10 protein-coding genes are annotated in these 16,511 nt (G+C 45.4%); all 10 read left to right on the top strand.

What is annotated here, in order from left to right; translation table 11 throughout:
- Positions 1-31: 31 nt before the first annotated feature.
- The 10 genes from hrpB to R7F07_RS03040 all read left to right on the top strand — a co-directional run bounded on the left by hrpB (position 32) and on the right by R7F07_RS03040 (position 16,358).
- Positions 32-2,500: an ATP-dependent helicase HrpB gene (hrpB, locus tag R7F07_RS03085; RefSeq protein WP_318110437.1), complete on the top strand. Its 2,469-nt coding sequence runs from the start codon at positions 32-34 to the stop codon at positions 2,498-2,500.
- Complete coding sequence (gene mrcB / locus R7F07_RS03080) at positions 2,493-4,865, top strand: penicillin-binding protein 1B (RefSeq protein WP_005380020.1); 2,373 nt, start codon at positions 2,493-2,495, stop codon at positions 4,863-4,865. The genes hrpB and mrcB overlap by 8 nt, the downstream gene beginning before the upstream one ends.
- A 122-nt stretch (positions 4,866-4,987) precedes the next feature.
- On the top strand, positions 4,988-7,318 hold the full coding sequence (locus R7F07_RS03075; protein ID WP_318110436.1) for a patatin-like phospholipase family protein: 2,331 nt from the start codon (positions 4,988-4,990) through the stop codon (positions 7,316-7,318).
- A gap of 268 nt (positions 7,319-7,586) precedes the next feature.
- Entirely contained in the window at positions 7,587-10,184 is a 2,598-nt protein-coding gene (gene acnB, locus R7F07_RS03070; RefSeq protein WP_005380009.1) for a bifunctional aconitate hydratase 2/2-methylisocitrate dehydratase, read from the top strand.
- Positions 10,185-10,283: 99 nt separating this feature from the next.
- Entirely contained in the window at positions 10,284-10,652 is a 369-nt protein-coding gene (locus R7F07_RS03065; protein WP_054579081.1) for a YacL family protein, read from the top strand.
- A 188-nt stretch (positions 10,653-10,840) separates the two neighbouring features.
- Positions 10,841-11,179, top strand: coding sequence for a P-II family nitrogen regulator (locus tag R7F07_RS03060; RefSeq protein ID WP_005386570.1), 339 nt, complete (start codon positions 10,841-10,843; stop codon positions 11,177-11,179).
- Positions 11,180-11,206: 27 nt separating this feature from the next.
- Positions 11,207-12,436 (top strand): ammonium transporter, encoded by a 1,230-nt coding sequence (locus R7F07_RS03055; protein ID WP_005386568.1) that lies wholly within the window; start codon positions 11,207-11,209, stop codon positions 12,434-12,436.
- A 152-nt stretch (positions 12,437-12,588) separates the two neighbouring features.
- Positions 12,589-13,602, top strand: a complete 1,014-nt coding sequence (locus R7F07_RS03050) for a Fe(3+) ABC transporter substrate-binding protein (RefSeq protein WP_005386566.1) — start codon at positions 12,589-12,591, stop codon at positions 13,600-13,602.
- A 99-nt stretch (positions 13,603-13,701) separates the two neighbouring features.
- Complete coding sequence (locus R7F07_RS03045) at positions 13,702-15,327, top strand: ABC transporter permease (RefSeq protein WP_025768193.1); 1,626 nt, start codon at positions 13,702-13,704, stop codon at positions 15,325-15,327.
- Positions 15,327-16,358: an ABC transporter ATP-binding protein gene (locus R7F07_RS03040; protein ID WP_005380055.1), complete on the top strand. Its 1,032-nt coding sequence runs from the start codon at positions 15,327-15,329 to the stop codon at positions 16,356-16,358. Before R7F07_RS03045 ends, R7F07_RS03040 begins: the two co-directional genes overlap by 1 nt.
- Positions 16,359-16,511 lie beyond the last annotated feature (153 nt).

Genomic DNA, 16,511 nt, shown 5'->3' with positions numbered 1-16,511 from the left:
GTTGCCACCATTACACCATAAGGTATTTCCTTTGTCACAATTGCCGATTGAAGCCGTGATGCCTGAGTTGCTGACGGCGGTCAAAAATCAACATCAAGTGATCTTAAAAGCGGCGCCTGGTGCCGGTAAGTCGACTTACTTCCCTTTGCAGTTACTCTTAAATCATTCGGTTGATGGAAAAATCATCATGCTTGAGCCAAGACGACTCGCGGCGCGTAACATTGCCCGTTATCTTGCTGAGCAATTGGGAGAGCAAGTAGGTCAACGCGTGGGTTATCGAGTCCGTGGTGAGGCAAAGGTAAGCTCAGCAACGCAGCTGGAGATCGTAACCGAAGGGATTATGACTCGGATGCTCCAAACAGACCCGGAGTTGGATGGGGTTGATCTACTGATCTTTGATGAGTTTCATGAACGCAGCATTCATGCCGATACCGCTTTGGCATTCAGTTTAGAAGTTCAAGAGGCATTGCGAGACGATCTCAAGCTGGTGGTAATGTCAGCAACGCTTGATCAACAAGCATTACAATCGCTGTTGCCAGAAGCCAGTTACATTGAATCTGAAGGGCGGATCTTTGATGTGGCAATGAGTTACCAGCCGTTAGGTGTGAACGAGCATTTACCTACGAGTATGGCAAAAACAATAGAAAGTCTTATGAACAAAGAGTCCGGATCTTTGTTGGCTTTCCTACCGGGTGTTGGTGCCATAAAACAAGTTGAAGAGCGGTTGTCTCATTTAGCGGATGATATCGACGTATGCCCACTTTATGGTCAACTGAGCTTTGCAGATCAACAAAAAGCGATTACGCCAGCAGAACAAGGTAAGCGTAAAGTCGTTCTAGCGACCAACATTGCAGAAACTTCACTAACGATTGAAGGCATTCGCCTCGTCGTTGATTCTGGGTTAGAGCGTATTGCCCGCTTTGATTTGAAAAACGGTTTAACACGCTTAGAGCAAACACGCATTGCACAGTCTTCAGCGATTCAGCGTGCAGGACGAGCGGGACGAATAGAAGAGGGCATTTGTGTTCGTCTTTATTCTGAAAGCCAGTTCAAGCAGCAACCGCTGGTTCCCCAACCCGAAATTTTGCATTCCGATTTAGCTAGTTTAGTTATGGAGCTTGCCTTTTGGGGAACGGGTGACATCCACGATCTAAAGTGGCTTGATGTTCCCGCTAATGCGTCATTGGAACAAGCGAAGCAGCTATTGGTGTCATTGGGACTACTGACGGAAAAAGGGCAATTAACGTCCGAAGGAAAACAGGCGCATGAACTAGGCGTTGAGCCTCGTGCGGCTGCGATGCTAATTAAAGCGCAATCTTACAGTGATAAGATGTTAAATGCTGCTTTGGCGGCGGTCGCACTGATTGAAGAGCCAGAGAGAAATGTTACCAATATCGCTTATAGCTTGCATCGTTGGCTTGTTGGTACTCATCCAAAAAGGTCGATGTTGTTCAAGCGTGCTCAATCTCTGGCGTACAAATTGGATACGGTATTTGACCTGAAAGGCGTGGATGAAGATGCATTACCGCTGGTGTTAAGTTTGGCATTTCCAGATCGCATTGCGCAGCAGCGCACAAATCAATTTGGGCGATTTACTTTGGCTAATGGTCATGGTGCAGAATGTCATCAGGAAGACATGCTAGGTGGCTGTGAGTATTTGGTTGTCGTTGACTTAATGCGTTCTCATTCTAACTCAAGTCAAATTCATTCGGCATGTGAATTGGATGTCAATATATTGCGAACGACCTTTGATACGCTATTTTCGTCTGAAGAAGTAGTGGACTGGGATGAAAAAAGAGGCCGTCTAATAGCTGAGCGACAAACAAAACTCGGTCTGCTGGTCGTTGAACGCGAGCCGTTGCCAAGCCCTGGCAAAGAAAAAATGACACAAGCTTTACTCACGTATGTCCGCCGCCAGGGCTTACAGAGTCTAAACTGGACACCGGCAGCGGAGAGCTTGTTGGCTCGGATTCGTTGTGCGGTGGAATGGTTACCTGAGCAGTCATGGCCAATGTTTGATGAAGCCAGTTTGCTGGATTCATTAGAGGAGTGGTTAGAACCATACATGACGTCTGTCAGTTCGGTTAAAGACCTGAGCAAGATCAACTTGGTCGAAGCGCTTAATGCTCGATTAGGTTGGCCACTCAATCAACAACTGGATGAATGGTTACCTGAGCATTACCAACTGCCCACAGGTTCAAAGAAGCGTATCCGTTACCAATATGGCCATGAGCCGATATTATCGGTGCGTATGCAAGAAGTATTTGGGGAGAGTGGTTCCCCAACGGTGGCTCTTGGCCGCAAGCGTTTGGTGCTTGAACTGCTTTCACCGGCACAACGTCCATTGCAAGTAACGTCGGACTTGGCGGCTTTCTGGAACGGAAGCTACAAAGACGTTCAAAAAGAGATGAAAGGGCGCTACCCAAAACACGTTTGGCCAGATGATCCTGCCAATCATGTAGCAACAACGAAAACAAAAAGACAATTGAATAATGACTGACAGCAAGAAGCCTAGCGCGAAAAAAGCGCCAGCGAAGAAAAGTACAACCAATAAAGGAACCGCAAAACAGACTCGACGTACGCCGAGTAAAAAACCGACTAACGAGAAACGTTCGTGGTTGAAAGTTCTGTGGTCGTTTAGCTGGAAAGCTGGCGTTGCACTTGCCGCTGTTTTGCTGTTTGTTGGGATTTACTTAGATAGTGTGGTGAAAGAACGCTTTGAAGGTCAGCTGTTTGAGCTGCCTACGGTGGTTTATGCCCGTATCTTGAATCTAAGCCCTGGTGAGAATATCACCATCCAAGAACTGCGCAACGAGTTAGATGTGTTGAATTACCGTAAAGTGAGTCAACCTCGTTACCCAGGCGAATATTCCTCTTCTTCCACTCGGATTGAATTGATTCGTCGTCCATTCGAGTTTGCCGATGGTCCCGAGCCAGATCGTCACATTATGCTGCATTTCTCTGATTCCGGCTTGCAACGTATTCAGTCTTTAGAATCTCGAGGAGACCTTGGTTACTTGCGCCTAGAACCGAAGATGTTGGGCATGCTGGAAAAAGACCGTGATGAACAGCGCCTTTTCTTACGTCGTGATCAGTTCCCTGAAATTTTGGTGGATGCACTGCTTGCGACCGAAGACCGGGATTTTTATCAACATGACGGGGTGTCACCGCTCGCGATTGCACGTGCATTGGTTGCGAACATTAAGGCGGGTCGTACTGTTCAAGGTGGTAGTACGCTGACTCAGCAATTGGCAAAAAACCTGTTTTTGACTCGTGATAAAACACTGTGGCGTAAAGTTCGAGAAGCGTATATCGCGCTAATTTTGGATTACCGTTACAGCAAAGATCGTATCTTAGAAGCCTACCTAAACGAAGTGTACCTAGGTCAAAGTGGAGGTGAAGCGATCCACGGGTTTGGCTTGGCGTCGCGTTACTATTTTGGGCAGCCAATCCAAGAGTTGCGAATCGATCAACTGGCGATGTTAGTTGGGATGGTAAAAGGACCGTCTTACTACAACCCAATTCGTTACCCTGAGAGAACGAAAGAGCGTCGTGATCTCGTTCTGCGCCTGTTAATGCAGCAAAACATGTTGACTTCAGAGCAGTATGAACAAGCTGTAAGTCGTCCACTCGATACGCAAAGCAAGCCACGTATTGCGAGCCGTCAGCCAGCTTATTTCCAACAATTGAGCATTGAATTAAAAGAAAAAGTTGGGGAGCGATTTAAAGCAGAGACCGGACTGCGCGTATTTACGTCTCTGGACCCAGTATCGCAAAGCAAAATGGAACAAGCTATCGCGAAAAAGATCCCCGAACTAGCTAAACGGGGTGGTAAAGAGTTAGAAGCCGCTGCTGTGGCCGTTGATCGCCATAGTGGTGAAATCCGTGCGATGGTTGGTGGTAAACGTGTCGGTTATGAAGGCTTTAACCGCGCGCTCAATGCCAGTCGTCCAATTGGTTCTTTAGTGAAACCAGCGATTTACTTAACGGCTCTAGAACAACCGGATAAATACAACCTAGGCACGACGCTACACGACACGCCGTTAAGTCTGAAGAGCAGTAAAGGTAACGTGTGGACGCCGCGCAACTACGATAGAAAATATCGTGGTGATGTGCCACTTTACATTGCTTTAGCGAAATCACTTAACGTACCAACCGTGCGCTTAGGTATGGCACTTGGCATTCCTGAAGTCTCCAATACTTTAGAGCGTTTGGGCGTGAACAAAGACGAAATTCGCCCAGTGCCTTCGATGTTTTTGGGTTCGTTTTCTTTGACGCCATTCGAAGTCGCACAGATGTATCAGACTCTGACGAATTCAGGTAAGCGTGCAAAACTGACCGCTCTGCGCTCAGTCATGGATATGGAAGGTAATGTGCTGTATCAATCCTTGCCTCGTTCATCAAGAGCCGTGGATGAACAAGCAGCATGGCTAACGACCTACGCGATGAAACAAGGGGTTGCTCAAGGCACTGGCCGCTTCTTACAAAGCCAGTTTGGTTGGGCTGCATTGGCAGGAAAAACGGGTACCAGTAATGATAACCGCGATAGTTGGTTTGTCGGTGTTGATGGTCGTGAGGTGACGACAATTTGGCTAGGCCGCGACGATAATAAACCCGTGAATCTAACGGGGTCGAGTGGTGCATTACGAGTATACGCAGAGTACTTGAAGCAGCGTATTCCTGAGCGTTTAGAGCTCCCATGGCCAAGAGAAATCACCACATTAGGGTTCAAGCCTACATCTGATGGAGGTTTAGAAATGAACTGCCGTAGTGATTACAAACTGCCGGTTTGGGATAAAACCGGTCAGATAAAGCAACAGTGTGAGAAGAAATCAAACTGGTTAAATAGCATATTTGATTGGTAGCATCGCCAAATCAACAACATTAGCTTGTTTATCTGATTAATTCTTAGTACATATTAGGGCGTGTTAGTACAGTACTGCTAGCACGCCCTACTTGATCAGATATTCAATAAAGGAAGAAGTGAATGTTCAAAAAGCTGTTATCAAGCCCATCGGTTCGCAACTTTGCGCTTTGGCTTAGTACCTTTTTGATGATCACTCCTTCTGTTTCCCTCGCAAACTCTCTAACAAAAACGGATGACTTGGAACCTCGACCAAAGGTGGCGGTTGTGCTCGCTGGTGGCGGAGCGAAAGGGGCGGCACACATTGGAGTTTTAAAAGCATTGGAAGAAATGCAGATTCCTGTGGATATTGTGACCGGTACCAGTATGGGCGCCTATGTGGGTGGGCTTTATGCCACGGGGATGAGTGCTGATGAAATCGAGAGTTTTATCTACACCGTCGATTGGGGCAGCGGTTATCGAGATCGTGTTGACCGTAGCCAACGTAGAGTTCGTGACAAAGAGTATGAAGACCGCTATCAAATTAATACCGACCTCGGCTTAAGATTCGGTGAGGTACGAGCACCAACGGGTGTGGTGCAAGGCCAGAACATGTTGCGAGTATTGCGTGAGACTACAGGGAACTTAGGGCGATTCGATTCTTTTGATGATCTTGCCATTCCCTATCGTTCTGTTGCGACAGATATTCTTGCCCTAGAAGAAGTCGTACTGGGCAATGGTTACCTTGTTGATGCAATGATGGCTAGCATGTCTGTACCAGGAGCGCTTCCTCCTTATAAGCTCAATGGCCATATGCTTGTTGATGGCGGCGTCGTCAATAACATGCCTGTCGATGTGGCTCGCGCCATGGGGGCTGATGTCGTTATTGCCGTCGATATTAGCACCGATTACAAAACCGAAGATGAATTTACGGGGCTGTTTACTGTCGCGGACCAACTCTCTAACTATCTCGTTCGTCGTAGTACACAACAGCAAGTGGACGAGCTTGAACCTCAAGATATCTATATTCGTCCCAATGTGGGCACCATGGAAACCGTCGAGTTCGACAAAATGCCTTGGGCTTTTCAAGCTGGGTACGATATTACCAAGCAATTAAAAGACAAGCTGAAAGAGTTACGCTTGTCCAACGCGGACTATCAAAAATACATCGATCGCAAACAAGAAGTTCGTAAAACTTTGATTTATGGCGATCAGCGTGTGGTTGATGACATAGTGATTGTTAATAACACGCACTACAGCGATGTGTTGTTGACGAATCGTATTGAATTAGAAACCGGACGTCGTATTTCAACGGCCGAAATTGAGAAAGCCGTTGAAAACCTCTACGCGTTAGATCGGTTCGAGCTCATCACTTATCACTTTGAAGAGGTGGATGGTGAGACATTGTTGGTTTTTGATGTTAACGAGAAGTCGTGGGGGCCTAATTATCTCAACTTCCGATTTTTTCTTGAAGATGACTTCGATACAGATAGCCAGTACGGCATAGGAATATCGACCAACTTTACCAACTTGAACTCTCATGGCGCGGAGTTGGCGTTCAACGTAGAAATGGGCACGGATAAGCTGATTGAAGCTGAGTTGTATTCCCCTGTTTTATCTAGCCAAGAACTTTTTGTATCGGGGCGAATTTCCTATGGCAGTGAGAGCCGAAACTTACCTTTAACAGAGCCTCAAGCACCAGATTTAGAGTCAGTAAATGACTTTTTTCCGGTCACTTACGATGATTTTACAACAGAGTTAGCGATAGGTATCCAACCCACATTGTGGCAAGAACTTCGATTTGGCGCTCGCTACTCTACCGGAGATATTGAGCTTTCTACTTTGGCTTCTGCTGGTAAATTGGATTTTGAACGTCGTGGTCTGTTTGCCAATTATCGCCTAGACACACTTGATGATTTCGCATTTCCGACTCGTGGGCTTTTAGTCGATCTCGAATATTTAGTGTCTCATGATCAAAGTCCTCAGGGCGTTAGCCTTTTAGAAACTGACAAAATTATTGAAGATACCGTTTATGAAATCTCTGCACGATTTAAAGGTGCAGTGAGTCATCAGCGTCATACTTTAGTCGGACATGCTGAATATAGTTTTGTAGAGAGTAAAAACTCATCTTTACCGCTTGATCCCAGAGAGTTGGGCGGCTTCTTAAGCCTATCGGGAATCCCAAGAAATAGCCTGATCGGACAGAACTTATTTTTCAGCAGTTTGGTGTACCGATATAAGTGGTTTGATAATGATTTCGGATTGTTTGAAGCTCCAGTCTACCTGGGCGCATCGGTCGAATATGGCGGTGTTTGGTCTGATAATGATCTGAAACTAAACGAAGCGCCGCTTTACAATGCTGGTTCCATCTTCTTTGGTGTTGACTCACCAATAGGACCAATAATGTTGGCATACGGTCGTACCGAGCAAGATTTGGATGCTGTGTATTTGATCATAGGAACATCGTTTAATTAACCGGGTATGAGAAAGCAAAAACTTGGCATATTTGGTCAAAATTAGCAGAACTTTAGTCGTAAGTTGCTATGTTGGTCAAAATGATAAGATTTTAATTTAAGGTTAAATTTGCTATTATTTTGCCCACAGTTTGGCCTCTACGGCGCTGTTTCTCAATCATAATTGAATGAAAACAAGGGCAATGGAGAGCCAAGTTTCCAAGGATGTTCACTCCTTTACTTTAACAATAGTAATAATAGAGGAGGAACCGCAATGAGAGGAAAAAGTCGTGCTTGAAGCCTACCGTAAACACGTCGAAGAGCGTGCTGCTGAAGGAGTTGTTCCTAAACCGCTAGACGCAGAACAAGTTGCTGGACTTGTAGAACTTCTGAAAAATCCCCCGCAAGGTGAAGAAGAAGTCATTCTTGACCTACTTGAAAACCGTATCCCTCCAGGTGTTGATGAAGCTGCTTATGTAAAAGCGGGTTTCCTAACAGCAGTAGCAAAAGGTGAAGTTAAATCACCATTAGTGAGTCGTGAAAAAGCGGCTGAACTGCTAGGCACTATGCAAGGTGGTTACAACATCGAACCGCTAGTTGAGCTATTGGATGATGAAGCACTGGCAGAGATCGCAGTAAAAGCGCTGTCTCATACGCTGCTGATGTTTGATGCTTTCTATGACGTAGAAGAGAAAGCGAAAGCTGGCAATGCGCATGCACAGAAAGTACTTCAATCATGGGCTGATGCTGAGTGGTTCCTTTCTAAGCCTAAGCTTGAAGAAAAAGTCACTCTAACCGTATTTAAAGTAACAGGTGAAACGAACACGGATGACCTTTCACCTGCACCTGACGCTTGGTCTCGCCCTGATATTCCAGTACACGCACTGGCGATGCTTAAAAACGAGCGTGAAGGAATAAACCCTGATCAACCGGGTACTATTGGCCCGATCAAGCAAATTGAAGAGTTAAAAGACAAAGGTCATCAATTGGTTTACGTTGGTGATGTTGTTGGTACTGGCTCTTCACGTAAATCGGCAACAAACTCAGTGCTTTGGTTTATGGGTGATGATATCCCTTACGTTCCAAACAAACGAGCTGGTGGGTATGTGCTTGGTGGCAAAATTGCCCCTATCTTCTTTAACACAATGGAAGATGCTGGCGCACTACCAATCGAAGTTGACGTAACTAAGCTCAACATGGGCGATGTTATCGATGTTTACCCATATGAAGGTAAAGTTTGCAACCACGAAACTGGTGAGGTTCTAGCTGAGTTCTCGCTAAAAACAGAAGTACTGATTGATGAAGTTCGTGCTGGTGGTCGTATCCCATTGATCATCGGTCGTGGTTTGACAGACAAAGCGCGTCAATCGCTAGGTCTTGAGCCTTCGGATGTATTCCGTAAACCTGGTGAAATCGCAGATTCTGGCAAGGGTTACACGCTTGCACAGAAAATGGTTGGTAAAGCATGTGGCGTAGAAGGCATCCGTCCTGGAACCTACTGTGAGCCGAAGATGACGACAGTAGGCTCGCAAGATACTACTGGCCCTATGACTCGTGATGAACTTAAAGACTTGGCGTGTCTCGGCTTCTCTGCTGATCTTGTCATGCAGTCTTTCTGTCACACATCGGCTTATCCAAAACCAGTAGACGTTAACACTCACCATACACTTCCGGACTTTATTATGAACCGCGGTGGTGTATCTCTTCGTCCTGGTGACGGTATTATCCACTCATGGCTGAACCGTATGCTACTACCGGATACTGTCGGTACGGGTGGTGACTCACATACTCGTTTCCCTCTGGGTATTTCATTCCCAGCTGGCTCGGGCTTGGTTGCCTTTGCAGCTGCGACAGGCGTTATGCCGCTAGACATGCCAGAGTCAATCTTGGTTCGTTTTAAAGGTGAAATGCAACCGGGTATTACACTGCGTGATCTTGTTCATGCCATCCCTTACTACGCGATTCAGCAAGGGCTACTAACGGTAGAAAAAGCGGGCAAGATCAACGAATTTTCTGGCCGTATCCTTGAGATTGAAGGCTTAGAAACGCTAACGGTTGAGCAAGCATTTGAGCTTTCTGATGCATCTGCAGAGCGTTCGGCGGCAGGTTGTACTGTGAAATTGTCTCAAGAGTCGATCGAAGAGTACTTAAACTCTAACATCGTGATGCTGAAGTGGATGATCTCTGAAGGTTACGGTGATCGCCGTACTATCGAGCGCCGCATTACTGCAATGCAAGAGTGGCTAGCAAACCCTGAGCTGATGCAAGCAGATAAAGACGCTGAATACGCACATGTGATTGAAATCGATATGGCTGAAATCAATGAGCCAGTACTATGTGCACCGAATGATCCAGATGACGCTCGTTTGTTGTCTGAAGTACAAGGCACAGCGATTGATGAAGTGTTCATCGGTTCTTGTATGACGAACATCGGTCACTTCCGCGCAGCAGGTAAATTGCTTGATAAGTTCAATGGCCAGTTAGCAACGCGCCTTTGGGTAGCGCCACCAACAAAAATGGATAAAGACCAACTGATTGAAGAAGGCTACTACGGTATCTTCGGACGTGCAGGGGTGCGTATTGAAACGCCAGGGTGTTCACTTTGTATGGGTAACCAAGCGCGTGTTGCAGATAAATCAACAGTAATGTCGACTTCAACGCGTAACTTCCCGAACCGTCTGGGTACTGGTGCGAATGTTTACCTGTCGTCAGCTGAGCTAGCTGCAGTAGGTGCAATTCTAGGTAAGATTCCAACCAAAGAAGAATACCTAGAATACGCGAAGCAAATCGACGCTACGGCAACGGATACGTACCGCTACTTGAACTTCCATAAAATGGATCAATACACCAAGAAAGCGGACGAAGTGATCTTCCAAGAACCGGCATAATCAGAAATGCACAATTCAAAAGCACCTCACATGAGGTGCTTTTTTTATGGGAGCAATTCGCTATACTCGCACCAAATTGATACGAAAGAGGCAATCTCGGTGGAATTTGAATTCATTCGTAACACGTTGATGGGCGAGTACTACGTAAAATGTAGCATGGGACATGAGATTGTAGGGCGCTGGTTGCAAGAAGAAATTGGCAAAGATCCGATGAAGATTGCACAGGTTGAAAAGCTAATTGAGCGGTCATTTTTAGCGCCTTCTCAGGAGCATAACCTAACAGGCACGGAAATTAGCTTGATGATTCAGGGCGACGAAGTTCTTGTACAAGAAAACGCATTAGCCCATGAATATGATGTCGAGATGGAAAGTGAGTTCGACTTCTACAATGCAGAAAGTACAGCAAGTTGTGGGATAGAGGATTTCATGGCACTTATCGAACAGTGGAAAGACTTTTTGAACATTTAATGCACAGTTTTGGGTAACTTCTCTGCCGTTGCTTTAAATTTGTGAAAAGGGCGCACCGATATGGTGCGCCCTTTTTGTTTATAGATATGTAAATTGAGGTTAGTTTTTATTATTCAATAACTTAAAAACTTGGCACGTAGATTGGATTATAAGAAGTGTTTCAGGATGAAAGCTTCGGAGATAACTCAATGAAAATAATCAATGCCATTATTAAGCCGTTTAAATTAGACGATGTACGAGAAGCATTGGCTGATGTCGGTATCGAAGGGATGACAGTATCAGAAGTTAAAGGGTTCGGTCGTCAAAAAGGTCACACGGAATTGTATCGCGGTGCAGAGTATCAAGTCGATTTTCTACCAAAGGTGAAAATTGAAATCGCGACTCACGCAGACAATGTAGATCGCGTTGTTGAAGCAATTACAAAAGCTGCGCAAACCGGAAAAATCGGCGACGGTAAAATTTTTGTTTACGATCTGAACCAAGCGGTGCGTATCCGAACTGGCGAAATGGACGCAGAAGCACTTTAAGAATTCAAAGGATTGGAGATACTTATTATGGAATTAACAACAACAGTAACCGAGTTACGTTACGCACTTGACACCTTTTTCTTCCTCATTTCCGGTGCGTTGGTAATGTGGATGGCAGCAGGCTTTGCGATGCTAGAGGCTGGCCTTGTGCGCTCTAAAAACACAACAGAAATTCTTACGAAGAACATCTGTTTGTACGCCATCGCATGCACGATGTTTCTGATTGTCGGTTATAACATCATGTATGTCGATAATGGAGAAGGAGGCTGGTTACCTTCATTTGGTACGCTAATTGGTACTCAAGGTGAAGGGGCCGACCACTCTTTAGAGTCTGACTTCTTCTTCCAAGTTGTCTTCGTTGCAACTGCTATGTCCGTCGTTTCTGGTGCGGTAGCTGAGCGCATGAAGCTTTGGTCTTTCTTGATTTTCTCTGCGATTTTAACTGCGTTTATCTATCCAATGGAAGGTTACTGGACATGGGGTGGAGGCTTCCTAGCAGAAGCTGGATTTAGTGACTTTGCGGGGTCTGGTATCGTACATATGGCAGGTGCTTCTGCTGCTCTTGCTGGTGTGTTACTGCTTGGCGCGCGTAAGGGTAAGTACGGTAAAAATGGTGAAATCTATCCGATTCCAGGTTCTAACATGCCTTTGGCAACGTTGGGTACTTTTATCCTTTGGTTTGGCTGGTTTGGATTTAACGGTGGTTCTCAGTTGATGGTTTCAGATTTTGAGAATGCTACAGCGGTAGGTCAGATCTTTCTAAACACTAACGCAGCAGCGGCTGCTGGTGCAATTGCGGCGCTATTCGTTTGTAAAACTACTTGGGGTAAAGCCGATTTAACGATGATCCTCAATGGCGCGCTAGCTGGCTTGGTTGCCATCACTGCAGACCCTCTATCGCCATCACCACTGTACGCGGTTGCGATTGGTGCGGTGTCGGGTGCACTAGTAGTATTCAGTATCATTGCTCTAGATAAACTTAAAATTGACGATCCAGTAGGTGCTATCTCAGTTCACGGTGTGTGTGGTTTCTTCGGCCTAATGGTAGTGCCACTGAGCAACGGTGATGCAACGTTTGGTGCACAGCTTTTAGGTGCCGTAGTTATCTTTGCTTGGGTATTTGGTGCTAGCCTAGTTGTGTGGGCAATCTTGAAAGCGACCGTTGGGATTCGCGTTACAGAAGATGAAGAAATGGAAGGTATGGACATGCATGATTGTGGTGTTGGTGCTTACCCAGAGTTTGTTACGGTGAAATAATCATTAGCTTGTAATAAATGGTTACACACTTAACACAATAAAACCTGCTCCGATGAGCAGGTTTTTTAATATTCGTCATTGTCTTCTTATTGAACATACATATAATAACGCAACTGATAAACGTTATCATTAGCATGGTAAAGGATTAAACAATGAAAAAACTGCTAACTCTTTCAGCACTAACTTGCGCTACTCTAGCTCCAACAGCAATGGCTGCTGAAGAAGTGAACGTCTACTCTTACCGTCAACCTTTCCTAGTTGAACCTATGTTCAATGAGTTCACTAAAGAAACTGGTATCAAAGTAAACGTAAAATTTGCTAAAAAAGGCTTAGCAGAAAAGCTAGCTCAAGAAGGTGAGTACAGCCCTGCTGACGTTATTCTTACGACAGACATCAGCCGTCTAGCTGAACTGACAAACAAAGGTTTAGTTCAGAAAGTCGATAGCAAAATCATTGAAGAAAACGTACCTGCTCAATACCAAGATAAAGAGAATGAGTGGTTTGCTCTAACTCTACGTTCTCGTAGCGTTTATTCATCACGTGATCGCGTAGGTAAACTAGGCGCAGATTTCAACTACGCAGACTTAGCTAAGCCAGAGTTCAAAGGTAAAATTTGTACTCGTAGCGGTAAGCACCCGTACAACGTTTCTCTAGTTTCAGCAATGATTGCTCACAATGGCGAAGCAGAAACCAAAGAGTGGTTAGAAGGCGTGAAAGCAAACCTTGCTCGCAAACCACAAGGCAACGATCGTGCACAAGTTAAAGCGATCAAAGAAGGCCTATGTGATGTTTCTCTAGGTAACAGCTACTACCTAGGTAAAATGGTTAACGACAAAGAGCAAAAAGCTTGGGCTGATGCAGTTTACATCAACTTCCCTAACCAAGAGACTACAGGCACTCACGTGAATATCTCTGGTATGGCGATGGCTAAGTACTCTCCAAACAAAGACAATGCTGTGAAGCTAATGGAATTCCTAACGGGTGACAAAGCGCAGCAAATGTACGCAGAAGTTAACTACGAGTACCCAGTTAAAGAAGGCGTGAAGCGTTCTGAGCTTGTGGAATCTTGGGGTGACTTTAAAGCAGACAAGCTTTCTCTAGACGATATTGCAGCCAACCACGAAGCGGCAATTAAGCTATTAGATGAAGTGAAATTTGACCTTTAATTCCTTGTGGGGGTATAACAGTACCCCCATTTGATTAAAGGATATGAGATGTATTTGCAACAGCATTTGTATTTCATACAGCCTTGCAGTAATTAGGCGATGAAAGATAAACACTCTTTATGGAAAACCAGTAGTGGGGTAATAACTCTGCTACTGGTTTTGCCGATCTTAGCGATCTTCTACACCGCAATTGGTGAAACGGATGATTTGTTTGCTCATTTAATGGCAACGGTCATGCCGACTTATATTTTTAACACGGTTGCGCTAACTGTTGGCGTAATGGTGCTGTCCTTAATTCTTGGTATTCCAAGCGCTTGGATAATGGCCATGTGTAAACTGCCGACCGAAAAATGGTTGCAGTGGGCATTGGTGCTACCTCTTGCAATGCCAGGTTATATCATTGGTTATATTTTTACTGATTGGTTTGATTTTGCAGGCCCGATTCAGATCTTTTTGCGTGATGTAACCGGATGGGGACCTGGCGAGTATTGGTTCCCTGACATTCGTACGTTGCCTGGTGCGACCTTTGTGTTGGCTTTGGTGTTGTATCCTTACGTGTATTTATTGTGCCGGGCTGCGTTTATGGAGCAAAATGTCTCTTTATTGCAAAGCGCGCGTTTGCTCAAGTGCTCTCCATGGGAAAGCTTTTGGCGCATCTCGATGCCGTTAGTAAGACCCTCTATCGCAGTAGGTTTATCATTGGTCGCAATGGAGACCATCGGTGACTTTGGTACGGTAAGTTACTTCGCGGTGAATACGTTAACCACAGCGGTCTACGATACTTGGTTGGGGTACTCTAATCTTAATGCGGCAGCCAAGATTTCTGCCATGATGCTCGTCATTGTAGTACTGCTTCTTAGTGCCGAACGATACAGCCGCCGTAAACAAAAGCTTTTTCAAAGCCAATTTAACAGTCACGAAGATTTTCGTTACGAGTTGACGGGCTGGAAAAAGTGGACCGCACTGGTTTGGTGTTGGGGCTTGGTTTCAGTCGCTTTTATTTTGCCGCTACTACAGCTGATTGATTATGCGATCACTTATTTTGCGCAGAGTTGGACCTCAGAGTTTCGTGAATACGCATGGAATAGCTTAGTTGTGTCTGTTATTGCTGCGATTATTGGTGTTGCTGTCGCACTGATCGTTAACTTTACCCATCGAGTCAGTGGTAAACGAGAAAGCTTGGCATTTATGCGTCTTTCTTCTATGGGCTATGCAGTACCAGGAACGGTACTAGCCATCGGTGTGATGGTCGCTGTGCTGTTTATGGATCATCGTGTCAACGATGTTGCTAAAGCCATGGAGTGGGGAAGGCCGGGACTTATCTTTTCTGGTTCCATGTTCGCACTAGTATTTGCCATGGTTGTGCGCTTTTCCGCGGTAGCGATTGGTAGTATCGAAAGTAATTTAAATAAAATTTCTCCGTCGTTAGATATGGCATCGCGCACTATGGGTTGTAAGCCCAATGCCATGCTGTGGCGCGTGCACTTTCCGCTGGTTAAGCGCGGTGCACTGATTGCGGCTTTATTAGTGTTTATCGAGTCGATGAAAGAGCTTAATGCGGCTTTGTTACTTCGTCCGTTTAACTTTGAAACACTAGCCACATACGTTTATAACTTCGCCTCGGATGAGCATTTAGAATTGGCCGCTTTGCCAGCGGTTCTGTTGGTTCTTGTTGGGTTGATCCCGCTTGTTGTTGTTAACCGTTCACTGGAGCAAAATCACTGATGAGCTGTGCATTATCAATTAAAAACCTAACGTGCCAATATGACGATCAAACTGTACTCGAATCATTGTCTCTTGAGGTAGAACAAGGGCAGATTGTCTGTTTGCTAGGAGCCAGTGGCTGTGGGAAAACAACACTATTAAAGGCCGTTGCGGGATTATTGCCGTTAACGTCAGGCGAAATGAGTCTAAATTGCGTCACAATTGATGATGGGGAAAACTGGTTGCCGCCAGAACAGCGTAATATCGGGATGATTTTCCAAGATTACGCACTTTTTCCTCACTTGACGGTGGAGCAAAACATTGCCTTTGGCTTAAAGCAGTGCTCGACAAAAGAGAAAAATGCCAAAGTTCAAGAGATGTTAGAACTCGTGCATCTTCAAGGTTATGGCGATCGTTATCCTCATCAATTGTCTGGTGGACAGCAGCAGCGTGTTGCGATTGCTCGCTCATTAGCTTACAGCCCAGACTTATTGTTACTTGATGAACCGTTTTCTAATATTGATACGCAAGTTCGCCATGAGTTGATAAGTGAGATCCGTAAGATTTTTAAGGCCCAAGGTGTGACTGCCATTTTTGTTACGCATAGCCGTGAAGAGGCTTTTGCTTTCGCCGATAAAATGGCAGTGATGAACAATGGAGTCATCGAGCAATATGGCACAGCATCTGAGCTTTACTACCAGCCTTCAAGTAAATTTGTCGCTGATTTCTTAGGTGGTGGCAGTTACCTTGCTGCTAAACGGGTTTCGAATTCAGAATATGAAACCCACTTGGGCGTGGTTGAAGCCACGGCTCAACAAGATATTCCAGTACAGGCGGAGTGCTCTTTACTGCTAAGACCGCAGCATGTGCAAATTCAATCCGATGAAGATAGTTCGGTAACCGTATTGGAACAGCATTTTATGGGTGATCACTGCCGTTATGTGATTAACGCGAATGGTGACCGTTTGTTAGCTACAGCTTCGCAAGCATTAAATATAGGTGAGTCCGTCGCGGTGAAAATTGAAACGCAAGGCGTCCTGGCATTTGCTTAACGCTCCTGAGTATCTTTTCTATCTCGTTTACGACTTTCCAACATACAATAAAAAAGCCCGGCTGTGGAGCCGGGCAAGTGCTCTTCTCCTGTTGATGAGCGCCTTTTCAGACAGCGTTGACTCTCATCATAGTGCTCGAAGCGGGCACAAGGT

This window comes from Vibrio sp. YT-16, from assembly GCF_033337405.1.
Lineage (GTDB): Bacteria > Pseudomonadota > Gammaproteobacteria > Enterobacterales > Vibrionaceae > Vibrio > Vibrio alginolyticus.
The sequence above is the reverse complement of the archived record's forward strand: the minus strand, read 5'-3'. Positions and strand labels throughout refer to the sequence as shown.